The organism is Microbacterium sp. RURRCA19A, assembly GCF_900156455.1.
In the GTDB taxonomy this organism is placed as follows: Bacteria; Actinomycetota; Actinomycetes; order Actinomycetales; family Microbacteriaceae; genus Microbacterium.
On sequence record NZ_FTNQ01000001.1, the window covers coordinates 388,622 to 407,629 of the forward strand.

The window sequence follows — 19,008 nt, forward strand, 5'->3', positions numbered from 1 at the left end:
GCCAAGGATCCGGCGGTGGCTTCTGGAGATATCGGCACAGAAAATCGGCGTGTCTTTGTGCGCGCCGTGCATCAACGGGGCGAGGAGGGGCGCCGAGCCGACGATCCACGTCGCCGCGTGGCCTCTGTTCCCATCGACCCGAGGATGAGCGCGGTCTGCAGGATCAGTGCCTCGCGCGGGCCCGTGGCATCCCACCCGATCACCTCGGACACGCGCTTCAAGCGGTAGCGGACCGTGTTGGGGTGCACGTACAGCTCACGGGCCGTGGCCTCGAGAGACCGGCCGTTGTCGAGGTAGCTCCACAGTGTCGCGACGAGATCGGCGCTGTGGGCGTGCAGCGGGCGGTAGACCCGGTCGACGAGGGTCTGCTTGGCCACGGCGTCTCCGGCCAGGGCGCGCTCGGGCAGCAGGTCGTCGGCCTCGACGGGGCGCGGGGCATGCCGCCAGGCGCGCGCCACGGCGAACCCGGCGAGGGCCGCGCGCGCACTCTGCCCCGCATCGACCAGGGCCGCGACGGCCGGGCCGAGGACGAGATGCCCCGAACCGAAACTCGGCTCGAGCCGCTTCGCGATCTCGGTGAACGGCAGCTCGGTGGTGTCCTCGCGTCCGCGGACCGGAAGATCGGCGCGACCCACGACGAGCACGAGCCGCGACCCCTGCACCCCGATGAGCACGTCGACGCCGAGCTTGCGGGAGGTGCGCCGGACGTGGTCGACGTCGAGCTGCGGGGGAGTCGTTCCCACCAGCACCGCGACCTCGCCGTGACCGTGCCAGCCGAGCGCGGCGATGCGGCTGGGGAGCTCGTCGTCGGCTTCGCCGGTGAGGATCGAGTCCACGACCAGCGCTTCGAGTCGCGCATCCCACAGGCCGCGGGCCTCGGCGGCACGCGCGTACACGTCGGCCGCCGCGAAGGCGACCTCGCGCGAGTACGACAGCATCGCCTCGCGGACGCGTTCACTGCGGCCGGCGACCCGCTCCTCCATCACCTCCACGGTGACGCGGACGAGCTGCAGCGTCTGGGTCAGGCTGACGCTGCGGAGCAGCTCCCGCGGGGCCGCGGCGAAGATGTCGGCGGCGATCGCCGGAGTGGATGCCGGTTCCTCGAACCACTGCAGGAACGAGGTGATGCCCGCCTGTGCCACCAGCCCCACCGCTGAGCGGCGGGCCGGTGGCATCTCGGCGTACCAGGGCAGCGTCTCTTCGAGGCGCTGGATCGTCGCGGTCGCGAGATCACCCGAGATCCGACGCAACCACGCCAGCGTCTCGGCTTTCTCCTCGGCGGCCCGGGAGAGGGCGGCCTGCCCGCTCCCTCCCGAACCGTCGACGGCCGCGCGATCGGTCACGCGATCAGGCCTCGCCGCCGGCGTTCCCGCTCGTGCCGGCGTTCACGTCGTGGAGACGGTACTTCTCGATCGCCTGGGCGATGACCGAACGGTCGACCTTGCCCTCGTCCGCGAGCCCCTGCAGGGCGCGCACGGCGAGCGACGGACCGTCGATCTTGAAGAAGCGACGCGCTGCGGCACGGGTGTCGGAGAACCCGAACCCGTCGGCGCCGAGCGTGAGGTAGCGCTGCGGCACCCACTGACGGATCTGGTCCTGGACGGCGTGCATCCAGTCGCTGACCGCGACCACGGGGCCCTCGGCATCCCGGAGCTTCTCGGTCAGGTAGGCCGTGCGGGGCTCCGCCTCGGGGTGGAGGAAGTTGTGCTCGTCGGCCGCGAGACCGTCACGACGCAGCTCGCTCCACGACGTCACCGACCACACGTCCGCGACGACACCCCAGTCGTCCTTCAGCAGACGCTGGGCCTCGAACGCCCACGGCACGCCGACGCCCGAAGCGAGCAGCTGCGTGCGGGGACCGTCGCCCTCGCCCACCGAGACCCGGTGGATGCCGCGGACGATGCCGTCCACGTCGACGCCCTCGGGCTCGGCCGGCTGCACGAGCGGCTCGTTGTAGACGGTCATGTAGTACATGACGTTCGGGTCGGGGTGCTGGCCGCCGTACATGCGCTCGATGCCCGACCGGACGATGTGCGCGATCTCGTAGCCGTAAGCGGGGTCGTACGACACCGTCGCCGGGTTCGTGGATGCCAGCAGCTGCGAGTGGCCGTCGGCGTGCTGCAGACCCTCACCCGTCAGGGTCGTGCGACCCGCGGTCGCGCCGATGATGAAGCCGCGCGCCATCTGGTCGCCCGCCGCCCACTGGGCGTCGCCGGTGCGCTGGAAGCCGAACATCGAGTAGAAGACGTAGACCGGGATCAGCGGTTCGCCGTGCGTGGCGTACGACGTCCCGGCCGCGGTGAACGCCGCGAGGGCGCCCGCCTCGTTGATGCCGACGTGGATGATCTGCCCCTGCGGGCTCTCCTTGTACGCCAGCAGCAGCTCACGGTCGACCGACGTGTAGTGCTGACCCTTGGGGTTGTAGATCTTCGCCGTGGGGAAGTAGGCATCCATACCGAAGGTGCGGGCCTCGTCGGGGATGATCGGCACGATGCGGTGACCGAAGTCCTTGACCCGCAGCAGGTCCTTCAGCAGACGCACGAACGCCATGGTCGTGGCGATCTCCTGCGTGCCCGACCCCTTCTTGGGCAGCGCGTACGCCTGGTCGCCGGGCAGCTCGAGACCGACGTGGGTCGTGCGGCGCTCGGGCAGGAACCCGCCGAGCGAACGGCGACGCTCGAGCATGTACTCGATCGTCTCGTCCTTCTCTCCGGGGTTGTAGTACGGCGGCTGGTAGGGGTTCTCCTCCAGCTGCGCGTCGGTCACCGGGATGTCCATCGCGTCGCGGAAGGCCTTGAGGTCGTCCAGCGTCAGCTTCTTCATCTGGTGCGTGGCGTTGCGGCCCTCGAAGTGGGGGCCGAGGCCGTAGCCCTTGATGGTCTTGGCGAGGATGACCGTCGGCTGACCCTTGTGCTGCTTGGCCGCCTTGAACGCCGCGAACACCTTGCGGTAGTCGTGGCCACCGCGCTTGAGGCCCCAGACCTGCTCGTCGGTGTAGTCCTTGACCAGCTCGAGCGCGCGGGGGTCGCGGCCGAAGAAGTGCTCGCGGACGTACGCGCCGTTCTCGGCCTTGTACGTCTGGTAGTCGCCGTCGGGCGTGGAGTTCATGAGGTTCAGCAGCGCACCCTCGGTGTCACGGGCGAGCAGGTCGTCCCACTCGCGGCCCCAGACGACCTTGATGACGTTCCAGCCGGCGCCGCGGAAGAAGCTCTCGAGCTCCTGGATGATCTTGCCGTTACCGCGCACGGGGCCGTCGAGACGCTGCAGGTTGCAGTTGACGATGAACGTCAGATTGTCGAGGCCTTCGTTCGCGGCGACCTGGAGCTGACCGCGGCTCTCGACCTCGTCCATCTCGCCGTCACCGAGGTACGCCCAGACGTGGGAGTCGGACACGTCCTTGATGCCGCGGTTGCTGAGGTACTTGTTCGACATCGCCTGGTAGATCGCGTTGATCGGACCGAGACCCATCGACACCGTCGGGAACTGCCAGAAGTCCGGCATGAGGCGGGGGTGGGGGTACGACGGGATGCCGTTGGGCGCGGCCGACTTCTCCTGGCGGAAGCCGTCGAGCTGCGCCTCCGTGAGGCGGCCCTCGAGGAAGGCGCGGGCGTAGGCGCCGGGCGAGGCGTGACCCTGGATGAAGATCTGGTCGCCGCCGGAGGGGTCGTCGAGGCCGCGGAAGAAGTGGTTGAAGCCGACCTCGTACAGCGCGGCCGAGGACGCGTAGGTCGAGATGTGGCCGCCGACACCGATGCCGGGGCGCTGCGCACGGTGGACGGTGACCGCCGCGTTCCAGCGGATCCACTTGCGGTAGCGACGCTCGAGCTCTTCGTCACCGGGGAATTCCGGCTCGTTCTTCTGCGCGATCGTGTTGATGTAGTCGGTGGTCGGAACCATGGGCACGTTGAGGTGCAGTTCCTTCGAGCCCTTGAGAAGGCTCAGCATGATCTCGCGCGCACGACCGGGGCCCTTGGCCTGGACGAGCTGGCGCAGGGATTCCTGCCACTCGCCGGTCTCTTCCGGGTCGCTGTCCTGCGGCCCCTGCGAATACGGATCCTGATCGTGAACAGTCACGGAAGACCTTTCGTCGTCTGGCAGGTCATGCCAGAGAATCGCCATACGTGTGCGGCAACCCTTGTCTGCTCCGCACAATTCACCGTCGTCCAGCCTAGTCAGTTCGCGCCCTGCCGGATGTCCACGGACGCCATGGTCGGAGAAGCGGCCGTGGGATGCCTCGGCGTCGAGACATCGGACGGTCCAGAGGTCGGGTGAAGGCGCGGGCCAAATCCGCGGGAGGATGGCTCGCCGCCGCGGCGGGTGAGAATGCACACATGCTCTTGTTCCCGCGGGTCAGCGCGATTCACCTGGCGTCGGGCACGGGCAGGGGAGGGGCGGATGCCTCACCGCGCGACTCCTAGCGTGACGCCCGTGAGCCGTCCCTCCCTCTCCCTCGATCGCCGCCGATTCCTCGCCACCGCCGGATCCGGAGCAGCCCTCGCCGCCGCCGGCGTCGTCGCCGCCCCGCGGGAGGAGGCCGCGCACGCGGCAAATCCCACGGGTCCCATCGACGTCGTGACCGTCGAGGGCGCCATCCCCGGCATCCCGTACCGCACGCGCACCGCGATCCTGGACGTCGCCGAATACGCCCGGCGAGCGCAGATCAACAGCGACGCGTTCACGAACGCCTGGAAGCGCGCGCTGCAGCAGCTGGCGGAAGTGCCGGCGCCGGCCGACTCGCCGGCATCGGGGAACAGCGTGAACTGGCGGCCGAACGCCGGCGTCGTGCTGCGCGTGCCCCCGGGGTTCTACGCCATCGACCAGTGGTCGATGGCGACCCGGCCCGCCGACCTCGGGCTGCCGGGCTCCGAGCCGGACGGACAGCAGTACGGCGAATGGTCGGTGCGCATCACCGTGGAGGCGGACGGGGTCGTGCTGGTGGCGAAAGATCACCCGGGCACGGTCGCCGGCAGCCCCGTGGTCTACCTCGGCAACCCCGACTCGCCCGGTGGGAGCAAGGACCTCCTCAAACGGGTCGTGATCCGCGGACTCACCGTCCAGAGCGACGGGCACTCGCTCCAGGCCGACTACGTCCCGGATCGCGTCGGGATCGTGGTGCATCAGAGCCAGGAGATCCGGCTCGAGCGGGTATCGGTCTTCGGGTTCGCTCGCGAGGGGATCCGCTTCGAAGGGGTCATGGACTCCACGATCGACGCCGCCGTCATCGGATGGTGCGGACGACCGTCGCGCCTGGCGTCCCCGCCCGACCCGCTTCCGTACGGCCTGTCCATCGTGAGCACCCGCAACGCGAACGGCGACATCGTCGAGAACTCCAACGCCCTGCGCGTGATCGACAGTCACGTGGAGTTCTGCGAGCAGGAGCTGTTCCTGGACCGCGGCACCCGGCACGTCGACTTCCTCGGATGCAAGTTCGAGCACGGATGGGGGACGACATCCGACCAGCCGCCGGTGTCGATCGGATTCCCTCCCAATCCCAGCTCCACCCTCGAACGCGTGCTCGAGATCGGTTTCACCTCGTGCATGTTCGTCCAGAACACCTACGCCCACGCGGGGAACCACCCCAGCCACATCGTCGTCGGCGAGGTCTCGTACGTGGGCGGCCGGGCGTCGGCGGCCAAGACGTCGGTCAGCTTCCTCGGATGCCACTTCTCGGTGCCGGACGGAATCGGCGAGCGCTGGTTCACCGGTGGCGACACCACGTTCATCGGGTGCGATTTCGGCGGATGCGGGAACGCGGATGGCGAACCCGCCTGCTTCGACCTGGGCAACGATGTGACGTTCGACGACTGCCGGTTCTCCGCGGTGGCCGAACTCCACGACGGCGTCACCGGCTCGCTGCAGCACGGCAACGCGGGTAGCGCGGTGCCGGGATCCCGGACCGACCTCTTCCGGTTCCGTGGCGGGGCCTCACGGGTCGTGAACCCGGTCATCTACTTCCCCCCGCCGCTGGACGGCGTGCGCACGTCTCCGGGATCGGTGGCGACGCTCGCGCGCGACGTGGGCGACGCGAACCGCGTGGCGGGGTGGCATCCGGCCTGGTACGGCCTGCCGGGCGACGGGAGCGGCCGACCCGGCCCGGTCGCCGCGGTGCGCTACGAAGATCCCGACCGCACGCAACTGGGGACGTCGCTCACCTGGGAGGCGCTGACCGGAACCTCGACGCCGATCCTCGAACCCGACGACGACGGCCGGGTGTCGGTGTGCGGCCGGGAGCAGGTGCGCCTGCAGGGCGGGCGCACGTACACCGGATTCACCGATGCCTACGCCGGGCAGGTGATCCGCGTCGTTGCGGATGGCGAGCCGATCACGTTCGCCGGGGGACTCCTGGTCCTCAAGGGCACGCAGACCCTCCGGGCGGGGACTGCCGATATGACGTCGTTCGTCTTCTACACGTTCGGTTCGGGATCCGCGTGGTTCCAGATCTGATCCTGCGCGACCGATCGCGCCGCGCGACGGCGACCATCGGCGGCCGGCTCGATCCCCGGTCGAACAGTCTGAACGCCCTCCGCCTCGGACTCGCGCTGCTCGTCCTCGTCGCCCATGCCGGGGAGTTGGGCGGCTACGGACTGCAGACGAAGCCCCTCGGGCCCTGGGCCGTCGCCGGCTTCTTCTGCATCTCCGGCTACCTGATCGCCCTGAGCAGAGCGCGAGCTCGCAGCGTCGGCGACTTCTTCGCGCGAAGGGTCGTGCGGATCTACCCCGCCTTCCTCGTCGTGCTGGTGGTCGTCGCGTTCGGCTTCGCCCCGCTCGCATCCACTTTCCTGGACGCCGGCCCGTGGTCGCCGGCGGCCGGCGCGCAGTACGTCCTGCGCAACGCCGGGCTGTGGATGGCGCAGCCCGTGATCCCCGGCATGCTCGAGGACGTTCCGTACCCGGGGGTCTGGAACGGCTCGTTGTGGACCCTCGCATTCGAGTTCGCGTGCTACGTGGTCACCGGACTCGTCGGATGCCTCGCCGCTCGCTGGGGAACCCGGGTGACGATCGTGCTCTGGGTGGGCGCGATGACCGTGTCCGTCCTCACGGGCGTCGGCCTCATCGCCGTCCCGGGAACGCTTGCCACCCTCGCGACGCTGCTCGGCTTCTACCTCGCGGGGACGCTGCTGTTCCTCGGACGCGATCACGTGCCGCTGCATCCGATACTGCTCGTGGCCGCGGGAGCGATCGTGGCCGCGGTCGTGGCGACCGGGGTGCCGACGGTGCTCGCAGGTCCCGCGATGGCGTATGCCATGCTCGCGCTCGGCATCCTGCTCCCGCTGCGACGAGTCGGAGCGCGGAACGACATCTCCTACGGGATCTACATCTACGCCTTCCCGGTCCAGCAGGGGCTCGCCCTCGCCCTGGCCGATCGGGGGGTTCCGGTCGTGGTGCCGCTCGTCCTCGCCATCGCCCTGACGGTCCCTCTCGCGTGGGCGAGCTGGCTGGTCGTCGAGCGACCCGCGATGCGGGCGCACCGTCGATGGTCGTCGCGTCACGGAACGGCAGGTCTAGCCTGAGCGCGTGACGTCGAGCGAGTACGCGGGGTTCCGCACGCGGCCGGAGCACCGCTGGCCGGTGCTGATCTGCCTGGCCCTGGGCGCGCTCCTCTATGCGCTGCTGCCGAGCGACGTGGCCGGCGAGCTGCGATACATCGTGATCGGGGCGAGCCTGTTGTGCTCGATCGCGATGGTCATCGCCCATCCGACACGCTACGACCACGATTCGCGGATCGGGCGCGCGTTCGCTCTCGCGTTCGTGTCGATCCTGCTCGTTGCGAATCAGGTTGCGTTCGTGCTGCTGGTCCGCCAGCTTCTCGACGGTCAGGGCAGCGGCGCAGTCACCCTGCTCGGGGCCGCCCAGGTGTGGGCCATCAACGTCATCGGGTACGGCGCGGTCTATTGGGAGATGGATCGGGGAGGCCCCGTCGCCCGCCGCCGCGACCCGCGAGACACGATGCAGCCTGCTGACTTCCAGTTTCCCCAGGACTCCGACGGGGATGCCGTGAGCGAAGTGAAACGCCGGTCCTCGAACACCACCGATTGGACACCGGGTTACATCGACTACCTCTACTTCTCGGCATCCAACGCGATGGCCTTCAGCCCCACCGACGTGATGCCTCTCAGTGTCCGCGCGAAGCTGTTCATGATGGTGCAGGCGATCTCGGGATTCTTGCTGCTGGCGCTCGTGATCGCGCGCAGCGTGAACATCTTGGGCTGAGGCTCAGCTCGGGTGACGTGATCTCCCGGACGGAATCACCCCGCCCCCGTGGCTCGCGCCCCGCACGCCGGGGACATGCTCACATGCGATGGTTCCGCCGTGTCGATCTCCTCCTTCCCCCGCACCGACCACTCGTCCTTCGTTCCACACATCCAAGGCCTGCGGGCGATCGCGGTCCTGGGCGTCGTCGCCTTCCACCTCTGGCCGTCCGCGCTGCCCGGCGGCTTCGTCGGGGTCGACGTGTTCTTCGTCATCTCCGGCTTCCTCATCACCGGGCATCTCCGACGCGAGATCCTCGCCACGGGCACGGTGCGGTTGGCGGCATTCTGGGGTCGACGCGTACGCCGGTTGCTCCCCGCAGCTCTGGTGGTGCTGGGCTTCTGTGCGGTGGTGATCTCCGTCCCGTCGCTGGCGCTGCTGTCGGCGCTCCCCGCACGGGTGAAGGAGATCGTGGCGGCGACGTCGTACGTGGCGAACTGGCAACTGGTCGCCACCTCCGCCAACTACTTCGGAGACTCCAACAGTCCGACGTTTGCCCGACACTATTGGTCGCTGTCCACTGAGGAACAGTTCTACCTGGTCTGGCCGCTGGCGCTTCTGGCGGGCGTGGCGATCGCTCGTCGTGTGCACAGACGGAGCACTGCGGGAACCATCGGTGCGGTTCTGCTGATCTCGCTCGTGAGCTTCGGCGCGAGCGTGTGGTTCACCGAGGTCAGTCCCGCGGCGGCCTACTTCGCCACGTTCACCCGGGTCTGGGAGTTCGGGGCGGGGGCGCTGCTCGCGCTCTTTCCCCGGCTGCGCGCGCGAAGCGCGTCGGCCCGGATGGTCTGCGGCTGGCTCGGGCTCGCCGGTCTGACGATGTCCTTCGCGTTGATGAGCGACGCCATCCATTTCCCGGGTTACGCCGCGCTTCTGCCCGTCGCGGCGACCGTGCTGATCCTTGCCGTCGTCCCCGGCGGTGCGTGGTGGTTCCCGACTCGACTGATCTCGCTCCCACCCTTCGACTTCGTCGGGAAGATCTCCTACAGCCTCTACCTCTGGCACTGGCCTCTGATCCTCGTGGTCCCGGCGCTGCCGTGGTGGACCGGGGGCATCACGCAAACCGCGGCGCTTCTCCTCGTCACCGTCGTCCTCTCGTGGCTGACGCAGCGGTTCGTCGAAGATCCGCTGCGTTCCTGGCCCTGGCTCGTCGGCGCCCGCCCCCGCCGAACGTTCGCCGTCGGTGGCGCGGCGATGGCGGCCGTCGTGGTGCTGACCATCGGGCTCGGCGCGGTGAATCTCCCGCAGTTCCTCAGCGCCAGGTCGGCGCTCGCCGACCTCCGCGCGGACCCGACGATGTGCTCCACGCCACTGAACGAACCCGCGGAGGCCTGCGACGTTCTCTCCACCGGCGGATTCTTCCCGGCATCGAGCATCGCCGGCATGGACTCGCCGCAGTCCTCGGAGTGCCTCGCGCAATTCGACGAGGCGGAACCGCTCACCTGCTCTTTCGGGACGGACGATCCGGATGCGCCCAGCGTGCTCTTGATCGGGGACAGCCACGCGTTCCAGTACATCGACGTCCTCGCCGATGTCGCCGTCCGCGAAGGATGGCGCCTGACGACAGCACTCAAGGGCGGGTGCCCGTGGAGCACGACGAAACTGGCATCGGAGGTTCCCTTCGCACGCGTGTGCGACGAGTGGCGCGACAACGTCTCGGGATGGTTGCTCAGCCAGACGCCGGCGGTGATCGTCACCTCGGCCTATTCCGGCACGCAGTACGCCGTCGACGGATATGGATCACGAACGGACGCGGCCGTGGCGGGATTCGCGGGTGCCTGGAGCAGTCCGGCGGTTGCCGCGGTTCCGATTCTCGCGGTGACGGACAACCCCGCCTTTCCGACCAATCCGAATCTCTGCTTGCTGAACCGCGCCGCCACGGACTGCGATGTGCCACGCGCCCAAGCGGTCCCCGCGCCCGATCCGATGAGTAGCGCAGCGGAGGCACGTCCGAACGTTCACGTCCTCGACAACACGGACATCTTCTGCGACGACGCGGTGTGCAGCCCGGTGGTCGGCAATCGGAACGCCTACCGCGATCCCAACCACCTGACCGCGAGCTTCGCGGCGTCGCTGGGCTCGCGCCTGACCGTCGCGATTCAGCGGGTTCTTGACGCTCACCCCCAAGGCCAATGACGATCCTCGGCGGCGCAAGCATATGACGAACTGGTGGTGGGCCCTGCCGGGATCGAACCGACGACATCCACGGTGTAAACGTGGCGCTCTACCAGCTGAGCTAAAGGCCCTGGAGGTCTCGAGTCTAGCCCGAGACGATCCGCGTCCTCAGGCGCGGGCGCGCGAGACCGACGCCGCGAGAGCGTCGAACACGGCGGCCGTCGGCTCGGCGCGCAGCGGATGGATGCCGTCGACCGGCGCCCCGAGGTGCAGCCAGCCGCGCGACGGCGAGATCGCGTCGTAGAGCTCCCCGCCCTCGCTGCGGACGAGCACCTCGGTCCACGGTTCGACGGTGGGGTCCTCGGACGCCACGTGCGCGGCGAGGTCGACGGCCGTAATCTCCTCGCCTTCCTCGCTCACGGGCCAGGCGGGAGTGAGACCCAGCCACGCCGAGACGAAAGTCGGCACGTGGTCCGGATCGAGGACGACCGCGTGGCGCGCCGCGCCGTCCGTCGCCGGCACCTCGGTGTGAGAAGGATCGTGCAGGACGAGCACGCCGCGCGGACCCGCGTAGGCGACCAGCAGCGCGGCCCGATCGCCCCGCCGCGTCTGCGCGGTCACCACGTGCCGATTCGCGGCGAGCGCCGTGCCCGCAGCACCGCCTTCGCGGGTCAGCCGTCCGTCGGCCTCGACCCACCCGGCATCCTGAAGCTCCTGTGCCTCCGCGGTGCCGCGATCGGCGCGCGCGAGGATGCCGTAGGCCGCGCCCACACGCGTCTTCGTCGCCCCGGTGAGCAGCGCCTGCAGTGCCGCGGTGGACACACGCGGGGCCGCCGAGAGGAACGTGGGGGCGGGGATGCCGTCGAGCGACTCGATGGCGTGGCCCTCCCGCGTGGTGAGCGCCGCGTCCAGGGGCGCGTCACCGGGTGCGGAAGCCGCCGCAGCCACGGCCTCCGCGTCGGCGGTCAGCACGAGGTGCGCGGCGACGCCGTCGAACACGGGCGCGTACGCCGTCCACTGGGAGGGGGAGCAGCTGGCCGACAGGTGGACGTGGTGCGTGCCCGTGGCCCACACCCATTTGGCGACGACGACGTCCTGTCCATTCTCCGCGCGGTACACGAAGACGATGCGCCGTCCGCGCGGCGCGGAGTCGTCGGACGCCGGATGCCAGAGATCGACCGCGATCACGTAGGCCCCGGGGTGCTGGGCCCGGGCAGCGTGGAACGCCGCGGTCGAGGCATCCATCAGGGGAGCCGTGCTGGCGACGGACGTGAGCACGAGATTGGGGACGAAACCCTCGGGGCGATCGACCGGCGTGAGGACGACGTCGGCGCCATCGAAGTCCGACGTCTCGAGCCAGTTGGGATACGTGACGTTCGCGTGGAGCGTCTCCGCGATCAGGATCGCGGGTTCGGAGGGCGCCCGACCGGTGAAGAACTTCATGCGCGTCCGTTCGCTCGGGTGTCGTCGCCCCGCAGGACACGGAACCACGCGGGAAGAAGGAACCTCGGCAGCCAGAAGAGCCCGACGGCTCCGACGACCAGCAGAACGGCCGCCACTCCGATCAGGACGAAGAAGGCCGGACGCGACGCGGACTCGACCAGCAGAGCCACGGCCCCGACGACGAGGGCGAGGCCGATCCACAACCACGCGAACCCGATCGTCGCGCCGAACCCGCGGCGGACACGGATCCAGCCCTTCCAGGCTCCGGTGTAGGCGACGACCCCTCCGGCGAGGAAGAGGATCCCGACGAGCAGCCCGGCGGTCACAGGACGTTCCCCGCCGGCTGCTCGGCCGTGCCCAGCGGCCCCGGCGCCATGATGGTCGTGTTCTCGCCGCGCACGTCGTCCATGATGTCCTGCGACACCTTCTGCCCGCCCCACCCGCCGGCGACACCGCCGATCACGCCGCCGACGATGCCCCCGATGACCGTTCCCGGACCGGGGAAGATCGACCCGATGGCGGCACCCGCCGCCGCGCCACCCCACGCACCACCGGCACCGGCGACCACCGACGAGGTGCCGACGAGGTGCCGACGACGGCGGTGTCCGTCCAGGCCTCCTGCTGACGCTGATCTTCGCTCCAGTCGGGATGCCGGGTGAGGGTGTCGTTGTAGCTCTCGCCGTAGACGCTCCAGTACGTCAGGCCCGCACCGACCACCGACAGCGCCTTACCGGCGTGTCCGGCCCACGCCGGGGGCGTCCCGACCTCGTTCGGCGCGAACTGCGGCACGCCCGACCATCCGGGGAGGCGGGTCGAGGGGAGAGGAGTATCGGGGAGGAGGTTGCTCTCCAGCATCCAAGCTCCCGAAGGCCGCTGCACCCAGATCTGTCCGTCGATCTTCGAGCGCGGCCAGGTGGGGTTGATGTCACCGGCCGTCAGGCGGATCTCGTCCGGGAGGACCGCGCCGGGCCCCGGGACCATCAGCGTTCCGCGATAGCGCTGCAGGAGCTCGGACGCGAGACCCTGGACGGCCGAGCCGCTGTTCCCGGTGACGATGTCGAGACCGCCGTTCAACGCCCAGCTGAGGGACGTGCGCAGGCCACGGAGCGTGCTCGCGCATTCTGCGTCGGCGGCGGCCGCGTCGGCGTCGAACCGGAAGCGGTCGCCGGCGACGCTTCCCGCGCTCGGGGCGTCGGGGTCGCGGTCTTCCACATCCAGGGTCGCCTGCTGCTTCACCGTCGCGAGGTCGGCCACGATCGCAGCCCGTCGGGTCTCGAGACCCACGAGCGTCTGGGCGTACGTGCGCAGCGCCGACACGGCCGTGGAGAGCGCCGTGGTCAGTTCCTCCGCGGCGGGGGAGAGCGGGGCCAGCGCGCCGTACGCAGTCTGCGCCTCGGGCGCCTCGTACACGGCGCTGAGCCCACCCCAGGTGGCCGTGATGTCGGAGACCGCATCGTCCAGACCGTCGAGGGCCGCCGCGAGGGTGTCCGCCGCACCGGAGACGGCGGCGGAGCTCGGAATGGTGGCCGGTGTCCCGCCCAGTCCGCTCACGGCTCCAGTCCGCTCATCGTCGACTGCGTCTGCGCGGCCATCTCGTAGTCGGTCTGCTCATACAGAGAGATGACGCTCTCGGTCGTCTCGGTGACCGTGCTCACCATGCGGCGCATGCCGGCGAGTCTGATCAGGAAGGGGTCGGCGGCGACCTCGCCGAGAGCGGTGGCGGTCTCGCCGTCACCGACCGCGGCCTGCGCGGACTCGAACGCTCCGGCGGTCGTGGCGACGATCGAGTCGATCGCGGCGGCCCGCTCGTCGGCGGTGCGGCAGATACCGCGCGCCTGAGGGGGATCGATGCTCCAGGTCATCGGATGGCATCCATTCATCGGTGGGGGGTTCCGTGGCCTCCAGGCTAACCGAGGTCCCGGCGTGTCGGACGGCCGGGGTAGCGTGGAGTCCGTGAACGCCGACCCCGCCGACCAGCGCAAACTGCTCGATCTCGCCGACCTCGATGCGCGCATCCTGCGCGACGAGCACGTCAAGGGCAACCCGCCGCAGGCCGCGAAGGTGCGTGAGCTCATCGCGCAGCGGTCGTCCCTGTCGCAGGAATTGGTGAACCGCGCCAACGCCCGCGACGACCTGAAGGCCGAATTGGCGCGGGTCGAGTCCGATGTGGCCGTCGTCGACGCGCGCGTCAAGCGCGACGCCGAGCGTCTGGCCGCCGCCACCAACGCCAAGCAGGCCCAGGGCTTCGAAGCTGAGCTGGCCTCACTGGCTCGCCGCAAGAGCGATCTCGAAGACGCCGAGATCGCCCTCATGGAACAGCTCGAGGCCGCCGACGCCGCGGTCGCCGAACAAGAGGCCCTCATCGCCGAGACCAACGCGCAGGGTGCCGAGCTGAGCGCCGAGGCCAAGCGTGTGGTGTCCGAAGCCACCGACCGTCTCGAGGCCGCGCGTCGCGATCGCGACGCCGTCGCCGGAGCCGTCCCCGCCGACCTCCTCGCCCTGTACGAGCGTCTCGCTGCCCGCGGCACGGGGGCCGGACTCCTTCGCGCGGGCGCGTGCGAAGCCTGCCGCATGGTCCTGCCGCCGAGCGACCTCGCCGAGGTGCGCCGCGCGCAGACCGACGAGGTCGTGTTCTGTCCCGAGTGCGGCGCGATCCTCGTCCGCACCGAAGAATCGCGGTGACCGGTCCTGGCGTCCTCCTCGACTGAGGTCGTCGTCGGGCGCACGGCATCCGGAGCCGTCGGACTGAGCGAGCTGGATGCCGCCGGCTCCGTCGTCCGCACCTTCACGATCCCGGATCGCGACGACCTGCCCGCCGCGATCCGGGATCGCGAGGCGGTCGGCGACGTGCGGTGGGTGTGGAGCGACACCCCCACCTGGTACGGACCGGTACTGGCATCCGGGATCCGCGTGGCCCGCGCCTGGGACCTCCGCCTCGTGCACGCTGTCCTCCGTGACGCGGAGGCCGTCGTCGACGATGGCGGCCTTCGCGCGCATCGGGAGTGGGATGCCGCCGCCCCGACCTCCGACGACACCGACACGCTCTTCTCGCTCGGCGCCGCCCGCAGCGGCCCGCCCGACGACATCGAGTCGGCCGCCGCCGAGTACCGCCGTCAGCGAGCCGCGATCGCCGCCGCGACCACACCGGGGGCGCTGCGCCTGCTCGCCGCCGCGGAATCGGCGGGGGCGCTGATCGCCGCGGAGCTGCAGGCCGCCGGGCTCCCGTGGAGCGTCGAGGCGCACGAGCGCCTGCTCGCGGAACAGCTCGGCACGCGGGTGGGCGGCGGGCTGCCGACGCACATCGAGCAGGCCGCGGCCGCCGTCCGTGACGCGCTCGGAGATCCGTCCGTCTCCCTCGACTCGCAGCCGCGACTCCTGCGAGCACTGCACCGCGCCGGGCTCCTCGTGCAGTCGACGAATCGCTGGGAGCTCGCCGAGCACGACCACCCCGTCATCGCCCCGCTGATCGCCTACAAGAAGCTCATGCGTCTCTACACCGCGAACGGCTGGGCGTGGATGGCCGAGTGGGTGCGCGACGCCCGCTTCCGCCCCGTCTACGTTCCCGCCGGCGTCGTGACGGGGCGCTGGGCGTCGTCGGGTGGGGGAGCGCTGCAGATCCCACGGCAGCTCCGCACCGCCGTCCGGGCCGACCCGGGCTGGACCCTCGTGACCGCCGACGTCGCGCAGCTCGAACCCCGGGTGCTCGCCGCGATGGCCCGCGACACGGCGTTGGCGGAGGCGGCATCCGGTCGAGACCTGTACGCCGGGATCGTGGATGCCGGAGCGGTCGGTACCCGCGCCGACGCCAAGATCGCGATGCTCGGCGCCATGTACGGGGCGACGAGCGGCGAGAGCGGACGCCTGGTGCCGCGGCTGCGGCGCACGTTCCCGCGCGCGATGGCGCTCGTCGACGACGCCGCGCGCGTCGGCGCGGAGGGTGGCCGCGTCCACACCTGGCTCGGCCGCACGTCACCGCCCGCCGGCGACCTGTGGCGGGCCGTGCAGTCGCAGGCGAGCGACGCCGAGGCATCCGGGGTCGACGAGACCCGCGCGCGCCGCGCCGCCCGCGACCGTGGCCGCTTCACGCGCAACTTCGTCGTGCAGGGGACCGCCGCCGAGTGGGCCCTCGCGTGGCTCGCCGACCTGCGCACCCGCCTGTCCGCCCTCGAACCCGTGGATGCCGCCCGCGCGGCCCCCGCGTCCGGCCCGGCGTTCGCGCGGGTGCCGCACCTGGCGTTCTACCTGCACGACGAGATCGTCGTGCACACCCCGGTCGAGCACGCGGACACCGTGGCCGACGCGGTGCGGGAGTCTGCGGCATCCGCGGGTCGGCTGCTGTTCGGGACGTTCCCGATCGACTTCCCCCTCGACCTGCGCATCGGCGAGACGGCCGAGAAGGGCTGACCCGCCCGCGTAGACTCGACGATGCGAATGGGTCGGCTGGACGGTCGCGTCACGGGTTCGCCCGTGCCGAGGAACGTCCGGGCTCCACAGGGCAGGACGGTGGGTAACGCCCACCCGGAGCAATCCGCGAGACAGTGCCACAGAGAGCAGACCGCCCGCGCTTCACGGCGCGGGTAAGGGTGAAAGGGTGGTGTAAGAGACCACCGGGGTCGTGGTGACACGACCCGCGAGGTAAACCTCGTCCGGAGCAAGGCCAGACAGGGGATGACGACGCGGCTCGCCGAGTCCCCGGGTAGGCCGCTGGAGCGGCACGGCAACGTGTCGCCGAGAGAGATGACCGTCCACGGGGCTCACGCCCTCGGACAGAACCCGGCGTACAGGCCGGCCCATTCGCGCTCCGCCGGACGCCGTCGCCCCTCACGGTGCGGGTCTGTTCACGTGTTCGTCATGTGAACCCTGGTAGCTTTCCGAGAAGCGGCTATGCGAATGCCGAGTTCTGCCATGGGGGGCACACACCGAATGAGCACTTTTCGTCGACGTCTGATCTCGGCCGCGATCACGATGGGCCTCGTGGCCGGGTCGGTACTGGTTCCCGCCGCCGCGAATGCAGCTTCGTCCTATCCGGTGGCGGACGGGCCGATCTACATCCGATTCGAATGCGGCGCCTCGGCGACGATGGTTCTGTCGTTCTCGCTCAAGGACGGCTCGGGCGGCTCGGGCTCGGGCGACGCCCAGCTCTACGCCCACCACTTCCAGGAGCGGCAGCAGGAAGCCTCGAGCATCAAGACATTCCACTACCCGGGGGAATACACGTGGGAGGTCCCGCTGACCTACTTCGACGAAGTGATCTGGCAGCTGGGAGTCACCGGCGGTGACGCGTTCACCGATGCGTACTTCGCCCTGCTGCCGGAGGACTGCTGGAGCCCCTTCCAGGACGTCCCCTACAACGCGAGCTTCTACAAGGAGATCCGGTGGATGGCCGAGACCGGCATCTCCACCGGCTACCCGCTGCCGCCCAGCACGGGGGAGAACGACCCGTACAGCCCCTATCTTCCGCGCCAGGAGTACCGCCCCTTCGGCTCGGTGACCCGCGACGCCATGGCGGCGTTCCTCTACCGGTTCGCGGGGTCGCCGGAGGTTTCCGTCGACGGCCCCTCGCCGTTCGTGGACGTTCCCAAGAGCCACCCGTTCTACAAGCAGATCCTGTGGCTCAAGAATTCGGGGGTGAGTACCGGATGGCCGTCGGGAAACGGGCGCGAGTACCGGCCCGCCAGCCCGATCACCCGGGACGCGATGGCGGCCTTCCTCCAGCGCATGCTCGGTGACGCACTCCCGCCGGAGAGCACGCCTGCCACTTCGCCCTTCACCGACGTCGCCAAAGATGGCCCGTTCTACGATGCGATCAGCTGGCTCTCGCAGAAGGGCATCTCCACGGGCTGGCCCGCGGCCGGCGGCAAGAAGGAATTCCGCCCGTACGAGAACATCACCCGGGATGCTATGGCCGCGTTCCTCTACCGCACCGCCGGCCTGTTCCAGAACCAGTCCCGCCGATCGGTCTCCGGCGGCGCGGAATTCACGGCGCCCATCGCATCGCTCCCCCTGGGAGCCGACATCGCGGGGCTCTCGGAAGCCGCTGAGGTACCGCTCGGCCGCTGAGATCCGGCACGGGCGAGCTCGATCGCTGCCCGCGGGGGAGTCCTACTTCACCGCGGGCAGCGCCTCGGGCACCGGCACAGCCAGCGACGCCGCGCCGATGATGCCCGCGTTGTTGCGGTGCTTCGCCGGGACGATCGGGGCGCGCAGCTTCAGCAGCGGCAGGAACTCCTCGGAGTGCTTCGACACCCCGCCGCCGACCACGATGAGGTCGGGGCTGAAGAGGAACTCGACGTAGTCGTAGTACCACTGCAGACGCTTCGCCCACTTCTCCCACGACAGCTCGTCGCGCTCCATCGCGGAGTAGGCGGCGTAGCCCTCGGCATCCTTCTTGTGCTCGGCGCGCTGAAGGTGACCCAGCTCGCTGTTCGGGATGAGGACGCCGTCGTAGATCATGGCGGACCCGATGCCGGTGCCGAGGGTCGTGAGGATCACGAGGCCGTTCACGCCCTTGGCGGCGCCGTATCGCACCTCGGCGATGCCCGCCACGTCGGCGTCGTTGGCGAAGTGGATGTCACGGGACAGGCCCTGCTCGAAGAACTTCTCGGCCTCGAAGCCGATCCACGACGAGGCCACGTTCGCGGCAGACAGCGTCCGACCGTTCTTCACGATCGCGGGGAACGCCACGCCGAGCGGCAGGTCGTCCGGCGCCTCCAGCGTCTGGAGCACCTCCTTGACCGCCGCCAGAACGTCCGCGGGCTCCGCGCCCTTCGGAGTGGAGACCTTCACCCGGTCGCTGATGAGCTCACCGGCATCCAGGTCGACGATTCCCGCCTTGATCCCGGTTCCGCCGATGTCCACTCCGACCGCACGCGACGCATTCGTTGCCATACCCTCCAGCCTATCCAGGCTGACGGCCCGGATCAGTAGGATCGGGAGAGCGCCCGCCAGACGTCCGCTGCGGAGCGAGACCCACGCAAGGAGCGATCGTGAGCGACGAGAATCAGAAGTACTGGTACAACCTCGAGACCGGTCAGGTCGAGCAGGGCTACGAGTCGCCGGCGATCGACCGCGCGGGCCCCTTCGACACCGCCGAAGAAGCCGCGCGCGCCCCCCAGCTGATGAAGGAACGTTCGAAGAAGTGGGCCGAAGACGACGCCCGCGACTCCGACTGGGGCTCCGGCTCCGGCCGCTGATCCCGCC

Annotated in this window: 16 protein-coding genes, 1 tRNA gene and 1 other RNA gene; 9 read left to right on the plus strand and 9 right to left on the minus strand. The window is 70.0% G+C overall.

What is annotated here, in order from left to right:
- Positions 1-71: 71 nt before the first annotated feature.
- Together BW982_RS01920 and aceE are read right to left on the minus strand one after the other, a co-directional pair.
- The gene (locus tag BW982_RS01920) at positions 72-1,259 is read right to left on the minus strand and encodes a PucR family transcriptional regulator (RefSeq protein ID WP_076491749.1); all 1,188 of its coding nucleotides are present in this window, start codon (positions 1,257-1,259) and stop codon (positions 72-74) included.
- A gap of 88 nt (positions 1,260-1,347) precedes the next feature.
- Positions 1,348-4,074, minus strand: coding sequence for a pyruvate dehydrogenase (acetyl-transferring), homodimeric type (gene aceE / locus BW982_RS01925; RefSeq protein WP_076490406.1), 2,727 nt, complete (start codon positions 4,072-4,074; stop codon positions 1,348-1,350).
- A gap of 354 nt (positions 4,075-4,428) precedes the next feature.
- Between aceE and BW982_RS18070 the strand changes: the two genes are divergently transcribed.
- From BW982_RS18070 to BW982_RS01945, 4 genes are all read left to right on the plus strand, one after another.
- A complete protein-coding gene (locus tag BW982_RS18070) occupies positions 4,429-6,444 on the plus strand; it encodes a right-handed parallel beta-helix repeat-containing protein (protein WP_076490407.1) in 2,016 nt (671 codons plus the stop codon).
- Entirely contained in the window at positions 6,429-7,511 is a 1,083-nt protein-coding gene (locus BW982_RS01935; RefSeq protein WP_076490408.1) for an acyltransferase family protein, read from the plus strand. The genes BW982_RS18070 and BW982_RS01935 overlap by 16 nt, the downstream gene beginning before the upstream one ends.
- 4 nt (positions 7,512-7,515) lie before the next feature.
- The gene (locus tag BW982_RS01940; protein WP_076490409.1) at positions 7,516-8,211 is read left to right on the plus strand and encodes a DUF1345 domain-containing protein; all 696 of its coding nucleotides are present in this window, start codon (positions 7,516-7,518) and stop codon (positions 8,209-8,211) included.
- A 99-nt stretch (positions 8,212-8,310) separates the two neighbouring features.
- Positions 8,311-10,386: an acyltransferase family protein gene (locus tag BW982_RS01945; RefSeq protein WP_175611010.1), complete on the plus strand. Its 2,076-nt coding sequence runs from the start codon at positions 8,311-8,313 to the stop codon at positions 10,384-10,386.
- 34 nt (positions 10,387-10,420) lie between these two features.
- Here the strand turns inward: BW982_RS01945 and BW982_RS01950 are convergent.
- The 6 genes from BW982_RS01950 to BW982_RS01970 form a co-directional block, all read right to left on the minus strand.
- Positions 10,421-10,496 (minus strand) — tRNA-Val (locus tag BW982_RS01950).
- Positions 10,497-10,533: 37 nt separating this feature from the next.
- On the minus strand, positions 10,534-11,808 hold the full coding sequence (locus tag BW982_RS18075) for a hypothetical protein (RefSeq protein WP_076490411.1): 1,275 nt from the start codon (positions 11,806-11,808) through the stop codon (positions 10,534-10,536).
- Positions 11,805-12,134, minus strand: a complete 330-nt coding sequence (locus tag BW982_RS18080; protein WP_076490412.1) for a hypothetical protein — start codon at positions 12,132-12,134, stop codon at positions 11,805-11,807. The genes BW982_RS18075 and BW982_RS18080 overlap by 4 nt, the downstream gene beginning before the upstream one ends.
- Positions 12,131-12,376, minus strand: a complete 246-nt coding sequence (locus tag BW982_RS18625; RefSeq protein ID WP_368483018.1) for a glycine zipper domain-containing protein — start codon at positions 12,374-12,376, stop codon at positions 12,131-12,133. Before BW982_RS18625 ends, BW982_RS18080 begins: the two co-directional genes overlap by 4 nt.
- A complete protein-coding gene (locus BW982_RS01965) occupies positions 12,268-13,359 on the minus strand; it encodes a hypothetical protein (protein WP_076490413.1) in 1,092 nt (363 codons plus the stop codon). The genes BW982_RS18625 and BW982_RS01965 overlap by 109 nt, the downstream gene beginning before the upstream one ends.
- Positions 13,356-13,670: a DUF6507 family protein gene (locus BW982_RS01970; RefSeq protein ID WP_076490414.1), complete on the minus strand. Its 315-nt coding sequence runs from the start codon at positions 13,668-13,670 to the stop codon at positions 13,356-13,358. Before BW982_RS01970 ends, BW982_RS01965 begins: the two co-directional genes overlap by 4 nt.
- Before the next feature lie 91 nt (positions 13,671-13,761).
- Here BW982_RS01970 and BW982_RS01975 point away from each other — a divergent pair, with 91 nt between their 5' ends.
- The 4 genes from BW982_RS01975 (at position 13,762) to BW982_RS01990 (ending at position 17,868) form a co-directional block, all read left to right on the plus strand.
- Positions 13,762-14,490: a zinc ribbon domain-containing protein gene (locus tag BW982_RS01975; RefSeq protein ID WP_076491751.1), complete on the plus strand. Its 729-nt coding sequence runs from the start codon at positions 13,762-13,764 to the stop codon at positions 14,488-14,490.
- Between the two features lie 63 nt (positions 14,491-14,553).
- A complete protein-coding gene (locus tag BW982_RS01980; protein ID WP_254845544.1) occupies positions 14,554-16,212 on the plus strand; it encodes a bifunctional 3'-5' exonuclease/DNA polymerase in 1,659 nt (552 codons plus the stop codon).
- Between the two features lie 28 nt (positions 16,213-16,240).
- An RNA gene (gene rnpB / locus BW982_RS01985) (RNase P RNA component class A) lies at positions 16,241-16,605 on the plus strand.
- A gap of 126 nt (positions 16,606-16,731) precedes the next feature.
- Positions 16,732-17,868, plus strand: a complete 1,137-nt coding sequence (locus tag BW982_RS01990; RefSeq protein WP_076490416.1) for an S-layer homology domain-containing protein — start codon at positions 16,732-16,734, stop codon at positions 17,866-17,868.
- 42 nt (positions 17,869-17,910) lie between these two features.
- On the opposite strand, the gene ppgK is transcribed toward BW982_RS01990, so the two are convergent.
- Entirely contained in the window at positions 17,911-18,696 is a 786-nt protein-coding gene (gene ppgK, locus BW982_RS01995) for a polyphosphate--glucose phosphotransferase (RefSeq protein ID WP_076490417.1), read from the minus strand.
- A 98-nt stretch (positions 18,697-18,794) separates the two neighbouring features.
- Here ppgK and BW982_RS02000 point away from each other — a divergent pair, with 98 nt between their 5' ends.
- Entirely contained in the window at positions 18,795-19,001 is a 207-nt protein-coding gene (locus BW982_RS02000; protein ID WP_076490418.1) for a hypothetical protein, read from the plus strand.
- Positions 19,002-19,008: the final 7 nt, after the last annotated feature.